Here is a 17691-nt window from a genome sequence, read left to right as displayed (position 1 = left end):
TGGGGGAGACGGTGCTGAACCCTGAGGATCTGTACGAGCTGGACGCCGACCTGCCGGAGATGGCGGGGCCGGTGCTGCTGCACAGCCTCGACGGCTTCGTCGACGCCGGCTCGACCGGCCAGCTGGTCCGCGAGCACCTCCTGGACTCGCTGGAGCACCGCGTCGTCGCCCGCTTCGACGTCGACTCGCTCATCGACTACCGGGCGCGCCGGCCGCTGATGACCTACGACCGCGACCACTGGGCCTCCTACGACGCCCCGGAACTGGTCGTACGGCTGCTGAGGGACGAGGTCGGCAGCCCCTTCCTCTTCCTCACCGGCCCCGAGCCCGACCGGCTCTGGGAGGGCTTCACCGCGGCCGTCCGCGCCCTGGTCGAACGGCTCGGCGTCAGCCTGGTGGTCGGGTTCCACGGCATCCCGATGGGCGTCCCGCACACCCGCCCGGTCGGCATGACCTCGCACGCGACCCGTCCCGAGCTGATCACCAAGACGTCCTGGTTCGACAAGGTCCAGGTCCCCGGCAGCGCCGCCGGCCTGCTGGAGCTGCGGCTGGGCGAGTCCGGCCACGACGCGCTCGGCTTCGCCGTGCACGTCCCGCACTACCTGTCCCAGTCCGCCTACCCGGCCGCGGGTCTGGCCGTCCTGGAGGCGATCGTCACCGCCACCGGCCTGGTCCTGCCCACCGACGGCCTCCGGGCCGCCGCCGCCAAGACCGACGCCGAGATCGCCGAACAGGTCGCGGGCAACGACGAGGTGGAGAAGGTCGTCCGCGCCCTGGAGCAGCAGTACGACGCGTTCGCGGGCGCCGCCGAACGCGAGAGCCTGCTGGCCGAGTCCCAGGACATGCCCACCGCCGAGGAGCTGGCCGCCCAGTTCGAGCGCTTCCTCGCCGAACAGGACGGTCCCGACGCCTCGCCCTGAGAATCCGTTTCGCGATCGCCCCGCCGGACCCGGTACGCTTGCCCGGTCACCCAGGGCGCGTAGCTCAGGGGTAGAGCACTCGCCTTACAAGCGAGTGGCCGCAGGTTCGAAACCTGCCGCGCCCACCACGTCAAGGCCATGATCCGCTCTCGCGGATCATGGCCTTTGATCTTGTGAGTGACTAACTGGGTGACTACGGCTCCTGACCTCTTGCGTCGCCGGCGTCGCCGAAGATGCCGTCCATGGCGGTAGCGCCCTGCTCCATCACCGGCCGGATCTGCAGCCGGTAGACGGTCTCGGTGACCGTCGTGCTCCGGTGGCCGACCAGCCGTGAGATGTCCTCGATCGGGATGCCGTGATCGGACAGCACCGACACGAAGCTGTGCCGCATCTCCCGCGGCGCCCACTCGGCGCCGACCAGCCCGGCCTTGTCGAGCACCTTGCGGAAGTCGCGCCGCACGTTGCCGGCCGACAGAGGGCGGCCGCTCTGAGTGCAGAAGACCAGCTCGTGCTCGGCCGGTGCCTCGCCGGCGTTGTCGTCCTGGTGCTCCTGGTGCTCCTGGTGCTCCTGGAGCCGCTTGAGCGCCTCGACACAGATGTGGGGGAGCTTCAAGGTGCGGCGGGACCTCCTGGTCTTGGTGTCGCCCTTCTTGCGGACGGACCGCCAGACGTACATCGCGTAGGCGTCGTGCTCCCACCCGGCCTCCCGGACGGGAATCCACCGGGAGGTGCCCTCCACGTAGGCGACGACGTGGTCCCACGCGAGCGCGCGCATTTCCTCCGTGCGGGCTCCGGTGGTCAAGGAAAGGACGATGTAGGCGGCGATTCGCGGTTCGGCTCTCCGGGCCGCGTCGAGCACCGCCTTGGCTTGCGTGAGATTCAGCGCTTTGGACGGTCGGCCTTCACGTCCTTCGGGGACGTCGCACAAGTCGACGACGTTGCGCCGCACTCTGTCTTGGGCCATGGCCTTGCGCACCGAACGGCTCAAGATGGAGTGGATCAGCTTGAGCGAACGCGTGCTGAGGTCCTTGGACTTCGCGGTGAGCCAGGTGTCCACGTCCTCGGCCGTCAACTCTCGGAGCTTGCGGGCACCGAGGGACGGGATGACGTGCTTTTCGGCGAACGTGCGGTTCATCTTCACGGTGCGCTCTGACCGCCCGCTGAGTCCGTGCTGCAGCCAGTACTCCACGGCTTCGCCGACGGTGTAGTTCGCCGGCTCTGATGGCAAGCCGTCTTCGTGGTCGCGCAGCACCTTGCGGAGGGCCTGCTTCGCCGCGGTCTTGGTCTTGCCGCTGCCCTTGCGGACGATGCGCTTGCCCTGAGGGGTGTAGCCCACGGTCACCGAGGCGATCCAGCGGCGCCGGCTCTTGTCCCAGTACAGCCCGCCGTCTCCCTGAGGTCGGCGCTTCTTCTTGGGAGCGTTCGAGTCGTCGGGCTCGTCCGGGGTGACGACGGTGGTTCTGGGCATCGTGATCTCCTTCGAGGATCGTCACGCTGGGTGACGCCGGTCGGGTATGGGGGAGCGGTTGTGCGGCTGCAGGTATGCAGGAAATGCAGAACAATTGATTTCTCTGCATTCCTTGCAGGCATGTAGCGGCCCGTCTGAGGTCCGGGCCTCCACAGTGGTCACCGTGCGTAGCGGACGCCGGGACGCGGTTACGTGCCTCTGAGGGCGTCTTCGAGGGCGTGCGGGTGGACCTCGTAGACGGTGGCGCGGGAGCGGCCAGGCCCGCTGGCACGTGGCGTGGAGGGGAGCCGTCTGATCCAGCCATGAGCGTCCAGGACGCGCAGGCCCGCCTCGGTGTCGGCGACCTTGCGGAAGCGGGGGCGCAGGGCTTGGACGGCGTCGCTGGCGGTGAAGCGGTGAACGCCGGCGCGAGCGATCCAGTCGCGCAGGGCGCGGGCGTCGGCCAGGTCGGGATCGGCGCCGATGAGGTCGTACGCCGCTTGGGCGTGCGCGAGGAAGTACTCACCGATCTGGCGCGCACAGGCGAACGTCTCCGCGCTGATGGGCCGGGTCCACGTGCCGTGACGGTGGTGGGCCAGGTGGAGAAGGCCGGCGATGCGGACGACGGCGCCCGGGAACTTGCCTCCCCAGTCGGGCATGTGGGCCAGGTCGTTCCCGGGCCGGAAGCGCGGTTCGGTTTCGCGCAGCAGCTCCTGGACGGCGGTGGTGCCCGCATCGCTGAAGGTGAGGGAGACCGGTTCGCTGAGGCCATGAAGTCTGGTGATGAGACTGGTGAGCGTGTCGGCGTAGGTCTGGGCGATGTGCGCGGGGATGAGTTCCGGGCTGGCGTCTCGGTAGCCCAGCAGTGAGGCCGGGACGGAGTACAGGAGGCGCCCCAGGAGGCCTTGGCCGCGGAATTGCGGGGTGTCAGCGAGCCCGGCCAGGACGTCCGGCTGGGTGCAGATGCCGAGGGTCACATGCGCGGACTCGATGACCTCCGAGGCGCGTCCGACGCGGTCGATGCGCATTCCCTCGCCGGCGTGGCCGTGCTTGAGGACGGCGAAGTTCGGTGCGCCGCTATAGCGGCCGGCGGCGATGGAGAAGATCTCGCCCTCCGGAGATAGGACGGCCATGCGCCCGCCTTGCTGGGCAAGCTGCGAGGTGAGTACCTCGGGTGTCGCGTCGTCGGAGAACAGCCGCGGCTCGGCCGGCACCTGCAGTTCCTGGAGCCGTTCGGCGGCGATGCGCGCGTCGGCCAGGTGCTGCTCGCGGACGATGGCGTCGATGGCGTTGATCGCGGCCTTCTCGGCCTTCTCCATGTCGGCTTCGGCGATGCGCCGCTGAATGGCGATGTCGGTGATGTACGGCTGGGCCTCTTCGCGCAGCCGCGCCTCAGCGGCCCGGATCGGGGCGGTCATCGCAGAGAACACCTCGGACTTGCGGTTTCCGGGGCCGAGCGCGACGACGGTGAACAGGTTGGTCGGCTCGCGCCAGCCGCGCGCCTGCACCCAGACTTTGCCGCCGGCGGCGACGGCCAGGACGGCCAGGGCGAGGCAGCCGGACAGGTCGGCTGGCGTCTGGGTCTGCTCGGCCAGTCGGGCGGCGTATTCGGCGAGCCAGTCCGGCAGCATCGGCAGCGGGAACGTCGGCAGTTCCCGGGCGGCCTCAAGCGGCGTGGGCTCCGGCCAGCCGCGGGCGTCGGGTGCGGTGATCTCCTGGACGGCGGAGGTGACGGCGCTGCGCAGGTCGTTGGTGTCGCCGCCGGCCGCCTGGTGGACGAGCTGGGTGAGGTGGATGCCGGTCATCGCGACGGTCCGGGCGTAGGCGAGATCGGCCAGCCGGCGCGCGTAGTAGCCGGCCTGGGCGGAGGACACCGTGTCCTGGATGAGCGTGTGCATGTAGGGGCCGCCGCCTACCTTGCTGAGGCGGCGCGGGCCGAGCTCGGCCGCCACGGCGGTCGGTTCGCAGGGGTCGCCGCGGTCGACCAGGTCGCAGACGGCCTGCCAGATGTCCTGATGGGCCGGGCGGTAGAACTCACTGCCGTCGAGGACGTCGCGGACGTCGGCCACGGCCCGGGCCGAGAGCATCATCGCTCCCAGGACCTGCCGTTCGGCTCCCAGGTCGTGAGGGAGCGCACGGGCCAGGTCCTGCCCGTCGTCCTGGCCGCCGTCCACGACGCGAAGCGGAGGCTTGGTCATCGAGTGACCGTCCTCGAGGCGGCGGGCCGGATGGGCGGGCTTGCCCAAGCGGATCTCATGGGTCCTCCACGGCGGAGACGAGGCCGTCCGCGACTGGTGAGCGGAACGGGGCGGATGTGACTTGGCGGGCCGAGAGAGACCCGATCCACCGCGGGCGGTGGCCGGGGTCTGCTTCTCAGCTCAGATCGGGGAAGGGCCGGCTGGCGGCAGCCCGTGACACGGTTGAGGCCGTGGGCGGGGGCTGGGGGAGAGAGCTACAGGTCACAGGCGCTGTGACGCTGTGACACGTTGCCCGTGACGCAGGCGTGACGGGTCGGCGTGACACGCGCGTGACAAGATCATCCGCGCGGCGCGCTTGCTCCCACGCGCAGCCGCACGCGAGATGCCCGGGCCCTTGGACGGGGTCACGTTCGGCGGCGTCATGCCGCCTGCCCGAGGTCGTCGCGGTCCAGCGGCGACAGGTCGGCGATGGTGTAGGTGGTGCTGCTGCCGGACTTGTCGGTCCGCAGGACGCCGCGATCGGTCAGGTCCTTGAGGACCTTGTAGGTCCAGGCGCGGCCGTTCCCGGTGCGGTTGCGCACAGCGGTCAGCTCGGCGTCGGAGGCGGTGAAGGACGGCCGCCCGGCCTGCTGGCGGTGGCGGAGCCAGTCGTGCACCAGGCCCCGCGCGGCGGCCGGAGTCATCGGGTCGCGGTCCTGGTTCTCGGTGACCAGTCCCTCGGCTTCGGCGTCGGTCGGCTCCTGGATCGGGTCGCCGGCCCCGGCGATGACGGCCGGATCGGGGTCCTCGGTGCGCAGCGCGGCCGTGACGGGGTCGCCGTTGTCGCGCAGCCTGGCGGCCGTCTCGGTGCCGTCGTCGGCGGCGACCAGGACCGGGCGGGCCTCTCCGTCGTCGCCGGCGGCGCCGACGATGCCCTTGCGCTCCAGGGCCTCGAGGAGGCGCAGGGAGTCCTCCCGGGTGACGCGCAGTTTGCGCTGCAGCATCTGCGGTGAGGCGTGCTGGACGGCGATGACCTGCTCGGCGGCGTCGCCGAGCAGCTCGGCGAACTCGGCCGCGAATGCCTCACGCTCGTCCTCCAGGACGACGGCCGCATGGGGAGCGTTCGCCGACGTGGCTGGGGCCGAGACGGTGGCCGAGGCGGGCTGGACGTGGCTGAGGTCGGCGGTGAACGGGTCGACGTCCTTGGCGGCCGCGGGGTAGGCGGCGGCGTGTGCGGCCATCGCAGCGTTGGCCTCGGCGCTGCCCGTGCCCCAGGAGAAGGTGCGCAGCGGCATCGCGTAGTGGGTGGCCCGGACGCTCTTGCCGTCCAGGTAGGCCATGCCGGGGTAGTGGTCCTCCCACTCGTGCGGTTCGACGTCGGCCTTGCGCTGGCGTGCGGACACGCCGTACTTGACGTCGTCGGGGTCGGACAGCCCGAAGCACATCTTGGCCATCTGCGAGCGGATAAGCGTGGGGATCTGGGTGTAGTCGGCGCGCTGCAGCGACAGGATCACGCTGCCGCCCGCCGAGCGGATCTCCTTGAGGATCTCGGCCAGCCGCTCCTCGTCCTCACCGGCCAGCTCGTTGAACAGCTTGGGGACCTCTTCGATGTGCAGGTACCAGTAGGTCAGCCCGCACCTGGGCTCCCACGCCTGGTAGCCGTGGGCGGCCAGCCACTTGGTGCGCTCGGGGATCGCGGCGTGCATCGCCCGGATGAGGTCGACCGCGCCGGCCTTCCCGGTCTCGAACCGGTGCAGGCCCTCACGCAGCGGCCCCATGGTCTGGTCGTCCTTGGACACGTCGATGGAGAACACGGCGGCGTCGGTGCGGGTGATGATCTCGCCGACGATGTTCCAGGCTCCGCCGATGCTCTTGCCGGACCCGGTCATGCCCATGATCTGCAGGTGGTGGCCGACGAACCGGTACTCGACCTCGTCGCCGTCCTGGTAGATCCCGATCCGCAGCGGCTCGTCCACCGACCCGCCCGGCCGGGACGGACCGGGCCACATGATGGGACGGCGGATCGCGCGGGGGTCGGACACGGTGACGTGCGCCCGGTCGGCGCGGTCCTCGTCCCGAGCCACGATCACACTGCCGGGCGGGAGCTGCATGCCCGACTCGATACGGGCAGTGACCTTGACGGCGTCGTCGGCGGTCTTCTCCCCGGGCGGCAGCTGCATCTGGCCCTTGACCTTGTGGTCGGTGACCTCCACCGCCCGCACCCGCGCGCCCTTGAGCCCGGCCTGCTCCTTGGCCCGGTCGAATAGCGATCCGAGCGCGTCTCCGGTCCCGTCCCCGTCGCCCTGGGCGCGGATCACCGTCCGGATGTTCCAGCTCAGCGCGAGCGTGGCGCCTCCGAAGAACAGCGCGCCGGCGGTGGCGTCGGCGGTCACGCCGGTGATGGTGGCGACGGTGAACCAGGTGGTCGCCGAGGCCGTGGTCGCGGTGGAGTGGACCCGGCCGAGCATCCGGCGGCGGTGGGTGGCCATCCAGGTCAGCGCGGTCAGTAGCGTTGAGCCCAGCGTGCATCCGGCCGCCGCCCACGTCACCGCCGGGGGAGCGCCCCACATCGCGTGCGAGACCGCGCCGCCGGCGGCCTCGAGGCCGAGCACCGCCCACGGCGGCACCAGCACGCCCACCTTCGACACGGCCGACACCGCGATGCGCTCCATCGTGGCGTCCTGTACGAGCTGCAGGCTCTGGGTCTTGCGTGCCATCACAGATCAACCTCGCCTCTGTACTCGCTCTTCTTCGTGCCGCGCTGGTCGCCGGCCAGGAACTCGTTGCGGAACTGGATGTTGAACTTCACCGCCTCGGCGCTGATCCCCTCGACCAGCTCCCGGGCCTCACGCAGGTGCCGAGACACCCGCCACGCCCGCACGGCCACGTCCACCCCGGCCAGCAGCGGGTGCCCTTTGAGCTGCCGCATCGCGGCGTCGGCGGCCGCCTCCGCGGCGTCCAGCTCCCGCGCCAGGTCGTGCGCGAACCGCTGCGTCGCCTTGGCGTAGGCGGCGACCTGCTTGGGCACCTTGCCGCCGAACTCGATAGCGGCGATCTCGTCCAGCCGCTGCGCTCCCGAACCCATCTGCGTTGTCCTCCTGGTCTGTGGTCGCAACCCCGGCCAGGCCGGGGGCGGCGCCCGAGCGGCGGCCGCCCCGCGGCGCCGGCTAGGACGGAATGAAGTGCCTGCGGTACGAGCGCTGGAACTGGTCCGCGCTGTCGCCCACCGAGGCGGCCAGGTCCTGCGCGCGCTTGAGACGCTTGGCGACCCGGCGGGCCCGGACCTTGGAGTCCAGGCCGAACAGCAGCAGGTGCCCCTTCATCGAGCCCATCGCCGCCTCGGCGTCGACGGCGGCGATCTCCAGCTCGGTCCGCCACCGGTCGGCCAGCGCCTCCAGCTCCTGGCTGTACTTCTTGAACGCCTCGCCCAACGATCCGCGGAACTCGATCCGGGCCAGCTCGCTGATGTTGTTCACCGCCATACCTCCTGCTCGTTGTCGTCGACGACGTCGGCATCCACCGCGCCGGCGTGCCCGGCCCGGTACTCATCGGCCAGCACCCGCCCCGCTCTACGCAGCCGCGGCCCCAGGGGCGCCACACCCAGCAGCGCGGTCACCAGGGCATCCACGGCTGTCGCGACCAGGGCCAGGACCGCCAGCAGGCCGTAGGCGACGGGGCTGAGGCGTTCCCAGGTGGACGGGCCGGGCGGCGGCTGGATTCGGAAGTGCCGGGCCAACCCGGCTCCGCCGGTGGCGGTGCTGTGCGCGCCGCTCACCGCCGCCTCCGGGCAAAAGGGCGCGCGACCCACCACGCGGTCAGCGCCGCCGCCATGCAGGCGGCGTTGCCGTACATCGCCGTCCAGGTGGTCAGCGCCGCCCACAGCGCCAGGAATACGACCAGGAACGCCAGCACCGCCCGGGCCGGGGAACGCCGAGACCTGGTCCGCGCACTCACCGAGCCACCCGCTGCGACCGGCCTCGGACACCGACGTAGACGCACAACGCGCCATAGGTCGCCGCCATGACAACCGCCAGCAGCAGGACCCGGCCCAGGGCGTCCAGCCCTGGAGCAAGACCGATGAGAGCCAGCAGCGCCAGGAAGGCGCCGACCAACACCCGAGGCAGCACGTAGCGGGGACGAGTCGGCGGGACCGTGCCGCCGGTCGCCCGGTGCTCCTCGACCTCGGCGAGCACGGCCAGGACCTCGGCGGCGCGCTCGCCGAGGTGCTCGGCGGCCAGAACACACAGCCGACGCAGGCACGCCGCGCGCCGGTCCGGCGCGGACGTGTGCGCCAGCTCCGTCCAGGCGAGCAGCTCGGCCGCGTGCTCGGCGTCCGGCGGCGTCTGACCGACCGGCCAGGTGAGCGTCCCGATGACCGCGCGCTCGGTCGCCGCGACCTGACGCAGAAGCGCCGCCTGGCCGGCCAGCGACACCGCCACCGGCCGCCCGTCCGCGTCGGGCTCGCCGCCCCAGGCAGCGGTGTGCAGCTCGGCCAGCCCCTCGATGAGCTGCGCGGCGTAGTCCAGCAGCGCGGCACGGTCGTCGTGGTCCTGGGCGGCGTACAGGTCGTCGATGGTCTCGTTCAAGGTGTCCTGCAGCCCGGCGTACCGGTGCCGGGCGGCCGCGCGGTCGATCCGTGACCGCACGACGCTGGGGATGGTCTTCAACATCGAGAAAGCTCCTGTGGTGTCGTGGAAGGGGGAAAGGGGCCGGCTCCGCCAGGTCCGGCCCCTACCTGTCGTTGTCAGCGGGCGGTGGTGCGGAACTCGCCGTCCTTCGAGCAGCGCCAAACGTCCTGGCTCGGGCCGGTGGATCCCTCGCGGCCGCCGTAGGTCACGTTCTGCGCGCTACCGCACTTCGGGCAGCACGCCGTGCCGCTCACTTCTTGCCGCCCTTGGCCAGCTCGGGGTAGCCGCGCCCCTTCTTGCCCCACATCGAGGACGTGGGCGCCGTCGCGGTTCCGCCGCTGCTGGACTTGGTCTGGTCGGACATACTGGGACCTGCCTCTCTCGAGGTGGGCCTCGCCGTTGTCTTTCCTAGGGACCGTCGGCGGGGCCCTTTTCACTGGTCGCGGACCGGATTGCCCGCGACGGTGGGCGGCCGGACGTCAGCCGGCGGCCCTGCTCACATGGGTGGCGACGGACAGCCCCTCGGCCACCACCTGCTCGGGCACGGCACCGGGCCCGGGCGGCAACCCGATCTCCTCCAGGTGGTCGGCCACGTAGGCGGCCGGGGCCGGCTCCCCGCGCACGGCCGCCGCGACGGTCGCGCGGGCATGCGTGAGCAGCTCGACGTAGGCCACGTGCAGCTCGGTGAAGGCCTGCCTTGCCGACCGGGCCTCGGCCGCCAACGCCTCCAGGTGCGTACGCAACGCCGTCTCCTGGTCTCGACGCGCGGCCAGCTCGGCGTGGGCCTCGGCCAGGTCCTGCCGGGCCTGGTTGAGTCGGCGCCGCAAGTCCAACTCGTACGGCGACCCGACCGCATGGCCGGTCCGGAGCGTCGTCATCACCGTTCGCCTCCCACCACGGTCAGCCCGGCACGCGCCGGCGGCTCGTCCCGCTCGGGGAGCGCCTGGATGACGGCGCGATGGAGGTCGGCGAGCCGCTCGGCGTACAGCTCCTTGATCCGCTTGGCGCGTCCGAACCCCACGTTGAGCGCGCTCTGCACCTGGCGGATGGACGCGTCCTCGGGCACCTCACCGCGGTTGATCGCCGCCACCAGCCGCTCGCACTGCTGCTCATCGGTCAGCGGACGCGGCGCGGGCTTGGCGCTCTCGGGCACCCGGACGCCCTTGTTCGGCCGCCGCTTACGAGGCGCTGCCGACCTCGGCTCTCGCGCCAGGTCACCCCCGGTTCGCGAATCCGCTTCACCGTCCGGGGCGGGTGTGTGGGCGGGCTCGGGACGGGCGATGACCGGCAGCATCAGCCGCTGCCCGCTGGGGACAGGCCATACGGCCGCACGGCCGGCAGCGACGCCCTCAGGACTGCACTGCGCACCGGCATCAAGCGCACTGCCGGAGGCACCTGGCCGAGTGCCGACGCGGACGCTGCCGGCGGAGGCATCCTCGCGCGGACGCATCTCCATCTTGGCCAGCCGCGGCACCGCCTGGCCGTCCTGGTCGTGCCAGGGGTCGGCCTCGGCAATCGACTGGTCGATGACGCCGATCAAGTGAGCCGTCACCGCCGCACCGACCGGGCCGAGCGCGTGCGCGAACATGGAGCTGGCGACCGCCCACCCCGACACCTGCGAAGCGTCGCCGGCGGGAACCGCCGCCACCAGGTTCAGCACGATCGAGGTGAACAGGCACCCGAAGCCGACCTTCTCGGCCTGCCGCGCCAGCGTGCCGCCGGACGCCGCCAGCCTGCCGCGACACACGATGATCCAGCACACCGCGCCGATCAGCAGGGCCTCCAGGCCCCACAGCGTCCACCACACCGGACTGTCGGCGTGCACGCCCATCAGCCGGGCGGCGCCCTGCTGAACCCCGGTCGTCGACCAGACGCCGAACCCGACCAGCACCGGAACCAGCACCCGCAGGTTCCGAGCCCGCAGCCACTCCAGCCGCAGCGCCCGGGCCTCCCCGGACCGCGCCATCACCGCCCGGATCCGCGTCCGCTCACCGGCCGCGCGGAACTCCCGGTACATCCGGGCCAGCTCCGCCTCGGCACGGACATCGGCCTCACGCTCGGCGCGCGCCAGCTCCGCCAGCCGCGACTCGGTGGCCACATCCGCCCGAGCCCGGCCGTGGCCGGCCTCCGCACGCGCCCGCTGCAGCTCGTCCGCCCGCCGCGCGTCCGCCAGCTCGCGCCGACGCTGCAGCTCGCTGGCCAGCTGCTCGGGGTTGACCGGGTCGGCGTTGGCCTCCGACCTCCTCTTGAGGATCGTCATCGCGAACGCCCTCCTGCCAGAACGTCCACGACCGGCCCGACCGCGCGGTTCAGCTCCACGACCAGGCCCTCAACGGCCTGCCGGGCGCAGTCCTCCACACCGTCATCGGGACCCTCGGGAGCCTCCGGCAGCCGGTCGACCGGCACGGCGAAGGTCAGCGCCAGGCTGGCCTGCATGAACGGCGCCCCAGCCACGTCCTGCTCGGTGGGCTCCACGAATTCGTAGCCGTCACCGCGCAGCTCGGTAGGCCAGTCGCGCCAGCGTCGGCCGCCCTGCCAGTCGAACGACCGGGCCAGAGCCGCCGGCCATGGAGCCACCAGGCTCACCGCCGCGATCAGCGACCCGTCCCACTGGTTCCGCTCGACACGGGCGCCCAGCACCCGGGAGCTGCTGCGGACGTAACCGGGAGCCATCACGGGCCCGGTCGCCGTCCGCCAGGCCGCCGACGCGAACTCGACGCGCCTGGACGACGGCTCTCCCCACGTCTCCCAGCACTCGGCGAACGAGCTGGCCAGCCGGTCGCGGACGTAGGCGCCGTACCGGGACACGCCATCACTGGCGTACTCCCGGTCGTACTCCTCATCGACCCAGAACGGGCCCGCTGAGGTGTCAGAATGAAGGTTCATCGGGTTGGACCTCCAAGGTCCGATCAAGGCCCTCGTCAGGCGGTTGCGTCGCCATGACGAGGGCCGCTCTACTTCTCCGGGCTCTTGAGCCGCACCTGCACATAGGCGCGCACGTTCAGCGAGGCACCCCGGCACGGATAGGCCGGCGACACCTCAACCAGGTCGAAGACCTCGGCGAGCGCCTCCATCAACTGGCCTCGCTCTCCAGCAAGGCGATGTACTCCGCGATGGCCGAGCCCGGGATCCGCCGCGAACGGCCTTCCTGAACCGAGCGCAGCCGACCCGACCGGATCAGCTCGTAGATGACGCTCCGGGACAGCGACAGCAGCTCCATCGCCTCACTGACCCGGTACAGCCGCGCCGGCGGTGCCGTCTCAGCGGCACTTGCACTCGTGATGGTCATCGGATTGGGACCTCCCATGCCGACCCAGGCCGGTCCGAACCGGCCAGGGCCATACGTGTCCACTAGCGTCCGGCAGGACACCTAGACGTCTAGATGAGTATGGGAGAACCGTGACACGACTCGTCTAGATGAGTCAAGCGCTACTGGGCAGGAAGCTCGTACGAGAGGACGTAGGCGTCACTCGACATGACCGTGTCGCAGACCTCGACGGGGCATCCGTCCTGGTCATAGGCCGTCCGCACGAGATGGAACACCGGCACCCCGGGCGCGAGTTTCAGCGCTCGAGCCTCGTCCCGAAGCGGCATGCGAGCCCGGATCTCCTCGGTGAAGTGGTCGAGACGATGGCCGAGCTCCTCCAGTCGGGCATAGATGCCACCAGGCCCGCTGTTGGGCTGCGTGATCTGCGAGCCGCGGGCGATCGAGGCAGGGATGTATGAGGTCGCCGTCTCGACCGGATGCCCATTGAGCAGGTATCGCCGCGCCCGCACGATCACCAACTCGTCCTCAGCAAGATTCAGCTTCGCCGCAACCTCGGGCGCCGGCTTGCTCTCCTGGATCTCGATGGAGTCGACCGACGGTTTCACGCCAGCGTCCTCGGCCTCGGCGATGAAGGCGGCCTTGCCCTGTTCGCGATGGTGACGAGCAAAGCGGTCGGAAGCCAGCCGGCGTACAGGCGGCCGCGACCGAACGAACACACCCTTGCCGTGCTCGGCCACCGTCAGGCCCTCGCTCTGCAGGATCTGCAGAGCATGCCGAACCGTCATCCGGGCAACGTCGTAGTGTCCAATGAGCTGGCTCTCTGAGGGGAGCTTCTCGCCCGGCCCGAGCTCCTTGCTGTCGATTGCCGCGCGCAGGTGGTCCGCGATCTGCTTGAAGACCGGCCGATCGCTCGTGGCATCCAGATCCGGCAACCCCAGCTCGCCCACCTGCAGCCAACTCCTCAACTCGTACGTACGTGTACTAGCGTGAGTCTATTACCTGGACCTGCTCAAAGGAGCTTGCGTGATGCCTGAGAGTCGCCACTCCGTCAGCGTGGCGGGCGTCGTCGTCGACGACCAGGGCCGCGCCCTCCTGATCCAGCGCCGAGACAACGGCCACTGGGAAGCGCCCGGCGGCATCCTGGAGCAAGACGAGGACATCATCACCGGCCTCCGCCGCGAGGTCCAGGAGGAGACCGGCCTCGAGGTAACGCCGATCGCCCTGACCGGCGTCTACAAGAACATGCCCCGCGGCATCGTCGCCCTGGTCTTCCGCTGCAGGGCCGAGGCCGGCTCCCTGCGAGAGTCTGACGAAACCTCCGACTTCCGCTGGGTCACAGCGGAGCAGGTAGCCGAGCTGGCCGACGAAGCCTTCGCCATCCGAGTCCAAGACGCCCTGGCCACCCCCTCAACCGTCCCCATCCGCCAACATGATGGCTTGCACGTCCTCGACTGATGCCGTTGTCCGATGCATGTCCCACGTGCCCGCTGACCAGCGCCTTAACCTCCCGGACGTCCACACCCATCCAAGATCATCCGACCCTGTTGTCAGCACCGCCGTTAGCACCCACGCCCGTCCCGGAGGGTGCGCCTGCGCGAACGACGAGACGCTGTGACAGACGGATTCGCGCGGGCGTGCCCGCCGGCCCGCGGGGGGCTGGGGGCCGCGAGGCCCCCGCTTCACACACGCCCGATCGAAGATGCGCGTCTGCTCGGAAAACCTCTGTCCTGTTGATGCGGGCAAGCTCCAGCATCGCTAGTCTTAGTTTGCTTCCAGTCCCGAGCACAACGGTGCCGATCGTTCGCGCGAGATCATCGAGGCATCTCAGACAGAAACGGCGAGCGGACTACTCAATCGCTGTTGGCTGGCAATCAGGAGGCCGATGATCGTAGCGCCCCTTAACTGTTACCCACTCTTGACCCCAATGAGCTCACAAGGCTCCATAATAGTACGTTAACTTGCCACTCATCTTGCGTCCACGCCCACCTGGTTGGACGCTTAGCATTTACAGGTAGTAGATAATTAATCTTAAGGATAGTGAAATGGCAGAGCTTAGCAGCACTCTCATCGTTCGAGGTGAGAATATTCAGACGCTTTACAATAGCTACGTCAATCAAGCCTTTGTTGTCAATAGGAGATATCAAAGAAAGCTTGTGTGGGCCATCAGCGAGAAAGCCGCCTTTATCGACTCTCTCAGAAAACAACTACCAGTACCCTTGGTGCTAACGGCCGAGCGCACTCTCAATGGCACAACGACGCTAGAGATTATTGACGGCCTACAGCGTCTAAACTCAATCTTCTCTTTTATTGAGAATCAGTATGCCATTGACGGCCAATATTTCGATCTTGAAACACTGGCCGAGACAAAGTTGCGCCGCGACGAAGGAATACTTGTTCAGCAAGAGCCGATCCTAGACCGACGTGAATGTGTGAGCATCGCAAACTATGTTCTTCCCATGTCCACTTATCGAGCGCCCGACGAAGCACTTGTAGAAGAAGTTTTTCGGCGAATTAACTCGAATGGCCGGTACTTGTCGCGGCAAGAAATTCGTCAGGCCGGCGCAATCTCGAATTTTGCGGACTTGGTGCGGGACGTCTCTTCTTTTGTGAGAGGCGATATATCCGTGCGAGACCTAATTCAACTTACGAACATGCCATCGATCAGCATCACGAGCGACTCGACTGGCCCAGGAGTCTATATCGAAGACGTGTTCTGGGTTAGAAACAAGATTCTCGAAAGAGATCAGGTGCGGGAGTCTCGAGATGAAGAGATCGTTGCAGATCTACTGGCAACGATGATCCTCGATTCGGTGCCTCGTTACGCCTCCGACACGCTAGACGAGTACTACGGACTAAAGCCCGGCGACTCTAAGGAGAGTAGGCGCGACCGTATCGAAACGGCGGTGCAGCGCGAGGGTGGGGAACTCATCCGGAGTCGTTTTGAACACGTGCATAACGTACTGGAGACTATCCTCAAGAAGTCGGGAAAAAGTTTTTCGCAACTCGTATTCCGATCACCTAGGCAGCGAGTCCCCCGATACTATGCCACTATTTTTTTGGCTCTCTACACGCTCCTAATTCGCGAGAATCGAGTGGTGTCCGACGAATGGGCCCTCATTAGGGTTCTCGATGGAATCGGCGATCGGGTTTTCAACATCACAGCCGGCGGCGGCACTTGGTCTGCAGAGAACAAGCGTGAAAACATCGCGGCCGTAGCGGGGGTGCTTCGAGACCTTACCGTTCCGGCAATGGGTCAGCGGGACGTACTCCTTGAGGCAAATGAAACGCGAATTCACAGACTACTGCGAGCAGCACTCGCCGAGCATAGCCTCTTCGAACTTAAACAAGGCCTGCATTCGCTCGACGCCAACGCGGAATTCGATAGTCGCGGATTTCAGCGGATCATGAAAGCGCTGTCGGCCATCGCAAACGATGGACAAGAAGCTGTCGGCTATGTAATAATCGGAATTGCCGACAATAAAAAGGATGCCGACCGTGTGAAGCAACTACACGGCAGTACGCCCGTGCGTGATCAAGATTTTTGGATCACTGGCGTAGATCACGAATTCGGCGCACATGGAAGCTCATTGGATGGCTATATGAGCTTCTTTGGTGAAAAGGTCAGATCTTCTGCACTTGACCCCGACCTCCTATCTCAGGTGCTTCGCGATATGCGACCGGCAAACTACCACGGGAAAACGGTGCTGCTCCTCACTATTAGATCAGCCGGCCATCCCGTTTCTTACCTCGATAAGTGGTATGAGCGTCAAGGATCTAGCACGATCGAGGTTCCGACTCGTGATGTGGGCAGGCTCTTTAAGCGCTTCTCCTGATATCCGCATACACACAAGCTTCAAAACGTAGGGCCGGCTGGCAGTCGATCATTCGCCTACTCTTGATGATCCTTCAGTGGTGGTCGGGCGACGCGGTGCGGCGGGACCGGACGGGACAGGCCGCATGCCCGGCGCGCCGGGGCGGGCGGCCGCTGGCGACGCGGAGCGGCGCCCGTGAGCACGTGGCGATAGTCCCTGACCTAAAATCTCGGCGTCCGAGGGGTGGGTGCCTCTTCTGGGGTCTTCGGCGGACGACGGGGCTGGCGGACTGTCGGTTCTGGACGACCGCGTGAGACGAGGGGCTGTCGTCCAACATGCATGGTCGCGCGAAGTGAGTGTCTAACTGAGTGACAGTCGCGGCGGACGCGGGCGGACGTTGGTGGGCCGTGGGGTACTGCTGTGCAGGGTGGCGAGCTGCGTCGACCCCGGGTGAGCTTGGCTTACAAGCGAGTGGCCGCAGGTTCGAAACCTGCCGCGCCCACCAGCGGAAAGACCCCGTTCCCAGCCTTGGAAACGGGGTCTTCGCATCCCTGGCGTGCCGTCAGCCCATGAGGCCGATCGCGGCGCCCCGCCGGGCCCGGCGGCTCACGCGTCCGTGCCGTAGCGCGCGGCGATGGCCTCGGAGCCGGGCCACCGGCTGTAAGTGGGCGACTGCGGCCAGCCCTCGGGCGAGTCCTGCCATTCCTCCTGCCGCCCGTACGGCAGCAGATCGATCAGCGCGAAGGTGTGGCTGAGCTGCTCGGTGCCGCGTCCGCTGGTGTGCCAGGTGCGGTAGACGGTGTCGCCGTCCCGCAGGAAGACGTTGACCGCGAAGCCGCCGCCGGGCGGTGCGTCCACGTCGGCGCCGAACGGGCTGTCGGCGGTGGAGTACCAGGTCATCTTGTTCCCGACCCGGCGTTTGTACGCGAGGGCCTCGTCGATCGGGCCCTGGGTGACGATGACGAACCGGGCGTCGTGGGCGTCCAGGAACTCCAGCCGCGTGAACTGCGACGTGAACCCCGTGCAGCCCGGGCACTGCCACGTCTCGCCGGGGAACCACATGTGGTTGTAGACGATCAGCTGAGACCTGTCGCCGAAGATGTCGGCCAGCCTGACCGGTCCTTCCTCGCCTTCCAGGGTGTAGTCGGGCATCTCGACCATCGGCATCCGGCGGCGCTGGGCGGCGATCGCGTCGAGTTCCCGGGTCGCGGCCTTCTCCCGGACCCGCAGCTCGTCGAGACTGCGTCGCCAGGTCTCGGCGTCGACGACGGGCGGCAGTGCCTTGGCGGTCATGGGCTCCTCCGAGGTTCACGATTTGCGGTCCGTACGTATGGACCTCGGCCGTTCACCGGATTCATCGTTCTCCGGCCGGGTTCCGTCCGGGTCGTACGGAGGGGATGTGGGACCGCCCGTTGTTTGTCGCCTCGGTGACTATCGCG

Annotated in this window: 17 protein-coding genes and 1 tRNA gene; 4 read left to right on the top strand and 14 right to left on the bottom strand. The window is 68.5% G+C overall.

Annotated elements, in window-relative coordinates; genetic code table 11:
• The first annotated feature begins 11 nt into the window (after positions 1 to 11).
• Positions 12 to 920: a proteasome assembly chaperone family protein gene (locus IW256_RS26645; RefSeq protein ID WP_197013564.1), complete on the top strand. Its 909-nt coding sequence runs from the start codon at positions 12 to 14 to the stop codon at positions 918 to 920.
• 53 nt (positions 921 to 973) lie between these two features.
• Positions 974 to 1048: transfer RNA gene (locus IW256_RS26640), tRNA-Val, on the top strand.
• 65 nt (positions 1049 to 1113) lie between these two features.
• Here the strand turns inward: IW256_RS26640 and IW256_RS26635 are convergent.
• The 13 genes from IW256_RS26635 to IW256_RS26575 all read right to left on the bottom strand — a co-directional run bounded on the left by IW256_RS26635 (position 1114) and on the right by IW256_RS26575 (position 13387).
• Positions 1114 to 2388 carry a tyrosine-type recombinase/integrase gene (locus tag IW256_RS26635; RefSeq protein ID WP_197013563.1) on the bottom strand — a complete coding sequence of 425 codons (1275 nt, stop codon included), beginning with the start codon at positions 2386 to 2388 and terminating at the stop codon, positions 1114 to 1116.
• Between the two features lie 188 nt (positions 2389 to 2576).
• Complete coding sequence (locus IW256_RS26630; protein WP_197013562.1) at positions 2577 to 4565, bottom strand: DUF3987 domain-containing protein; 1989 nt, start codon at positions 4563 to 4565, stop codon at positions 2577 to 2579.
• Between the two features lie 419 nt (positions 4566 to 4984).
• Entirely contained in the window at positions 4985 to 7261 is a 2277-nt protein-coding gene (locus IW256_RS26625) for a DNA translocase FtsK (RefSeq protein ID WP_197013561.1), read from the bottom strand.
• The gene (locus IW256_RS26620; RefSeq protein ID WP_197013560.1) at positions 7261 to 7629 is read right to left on the bottom strand and encodes a hypothetical protein; all 369 of its coding nucleotides are present in this window, start codon (positions 7627 to 7629) and stop codon (positions 7261 to 7263) included. The genes IW256_RS26625 and IW256_RS26620 overlap by 1 nt, the downstream gene beginning before the upstream one ends.
• Before the next feature lie 82 nt (positions 7630 to 7711).
• Positions 7712 to 8026, bottom strand: a complete 315-nt coding sequence (locus IW256_RS26615; protein ID WP_375708333.1) for a hypothetical protein — start codon at positions 8024 to 8026, stop codon at positions 7712 to 7714.
• Positions 8017 to 8319 carry a hypothetical protein gene (locus IW256_RS26610; protein ID WP_197013559.1) on the bottom strand — a complete coding sequence of 101 codons (303 nt, stop codon included), beginning with the start codon at positions 8317 to 8319 and terminating at the stop codon, positions 8017 to 8019. Before IW256_RS26610 ends, IW256_RS26615 begins: the two co-directional genes overlap by 10 nt.
• Positions 8316 to 8498: a hypothetical protein gene (locus IW256_RS26605; protein WP_197013558.1), complete on the bottom strand. Its 183-nt coding sequence runs from the start codon at positions 8496 to 8498 to the stop codon at positions 8316 to 8318. Before IW256_RS26605 ends, IW256_RS26610 begins: the two co-directional genes overlap by 4 nt.
• A complete protein-coding gene (locus tag IW256_RS26600; protein WP_197013557.1) occupies positions 8495 to 9214 on the bottom strand; it encodes a hypothetical protein in 720 nt (239 codons plus the stop codon). The genes IW256_RS26605 and IW256_RS26600 overlap by 4 nt, the downstream gene beginning before the upstream one ends.
• A gap of 437 nt (positions 9215 to 9651) precedes the next feature.
• Positions 9652 to 10050, bottom strand: a complete 399-nt coding sequence (locus tag IW256_RS26595) for a hypothetical protein (protein WP_197013556.1) — start codon at positions 10048 to 10050, stop codon at positions 9652 to 9654.
• A complete protein-coding gene (locus IW256_RS26590; protein ID WP_197013555.1) occupies positions 10050 to 11432 on the bottom strand; it encodes a hypothetical protein in 1383 nt (460 codons plus the stop codon). Before IW256_RS26590 ends, IW256_RS26595 begins: the two co-directional genes overlap by 1 nt.
• Positions 11429 to 12058, bottom strand: coding sequence for a hypothetical protein (locus tag IW256_RS26585; protein ID WP_197013554.1), 630 nt, complete (start codon positions 12056 to 12058; stop codon positions 11429 to 11431). Before IW256_RS26585 ends, IW256_RS26590 begins: the two co-directional genes overlap by 4 nt.
• A gap of 187 nt (positions 12059 to 12245) precedes the next feature.
• Positions 12246 to 12461 (bottom strand): helix-turn-helix domain-containing protein, encoded by a 216-nt coding sequence (locus IW256_RS26580; protein WP_149259806.1) that lies wholly within the window; start codon positions 12459 to 12461, stop codon positions 12246 to 12248.
• A 140-nt stretch (positions 12462 to 12601) separates the two neighbouring features.
• On the bottom strand, positions 12602 to 13387 hold the full coding sequence (locus IW256_RS26575) for a GntR family transcriptional regulator (RefSeq protein ID WP_197013553.1): 786 nt from the start codon (positions 13385 to 13387) through the stop codon (positions 12602 to 12604).
• Positions 13388 to 13466: 79 nt separating this feature from the next.
• Between IW256_RS26575 and IW256_RS26570 the strand changes: the two genes are divergently transcribed.
• Complete coding sequence (locus IW256_RS26570; protein ID WP_197013552.1) at positions 13467 to 13895, top strand: NUDIX hydrolase; 429 nt, start codon at positions 13467 to 13469, stop codon at positions 13893 to 13895.
• 587 nt (positions 13896 to 14482) lie between these two features.
• Positions 14483 to 16273, top strand: a complete 1791-nt coding sequence (locus IW256_RS26565; RefSeq protein ID WP_197013551.1) for a GmrSD restriction endonuclease domain-containing protein — start codon at positions 14483 to 14485, stop codon at positions 16271 to 16273.
• A gap of 585 nt (positions 16274 to 16858) precedes the next feature.
• Here IW256_RS26565 and IW256_RS26560 read toward each other — a convergent pair.
• Complete coding sequence (locus IW256_RS26560; protein WP_231403938.1) at positions 16859 to 17545, bottom strand: DUF899 domain-containing protein; 687 nt, start codon at positions 17543 to 17545, stop codon at positions 16859 to 16861.
• Positions 17546 to 17691 lie beyond the last annotated feature (146 nt).

This window comes from Actinomadura viridis (assembly GCF_015751755.1).
Lineage (GTDB): Bacteria > Actinomycetota > Actinomycetes > Streptosporangiales > Streptosporangiaceae > Spirillospora > Spirillospora viridis.
Note: the sequence above shows the minus strand (reverse complement) of the source record. Positions and strands in the feature narration are given on the sequence as shown.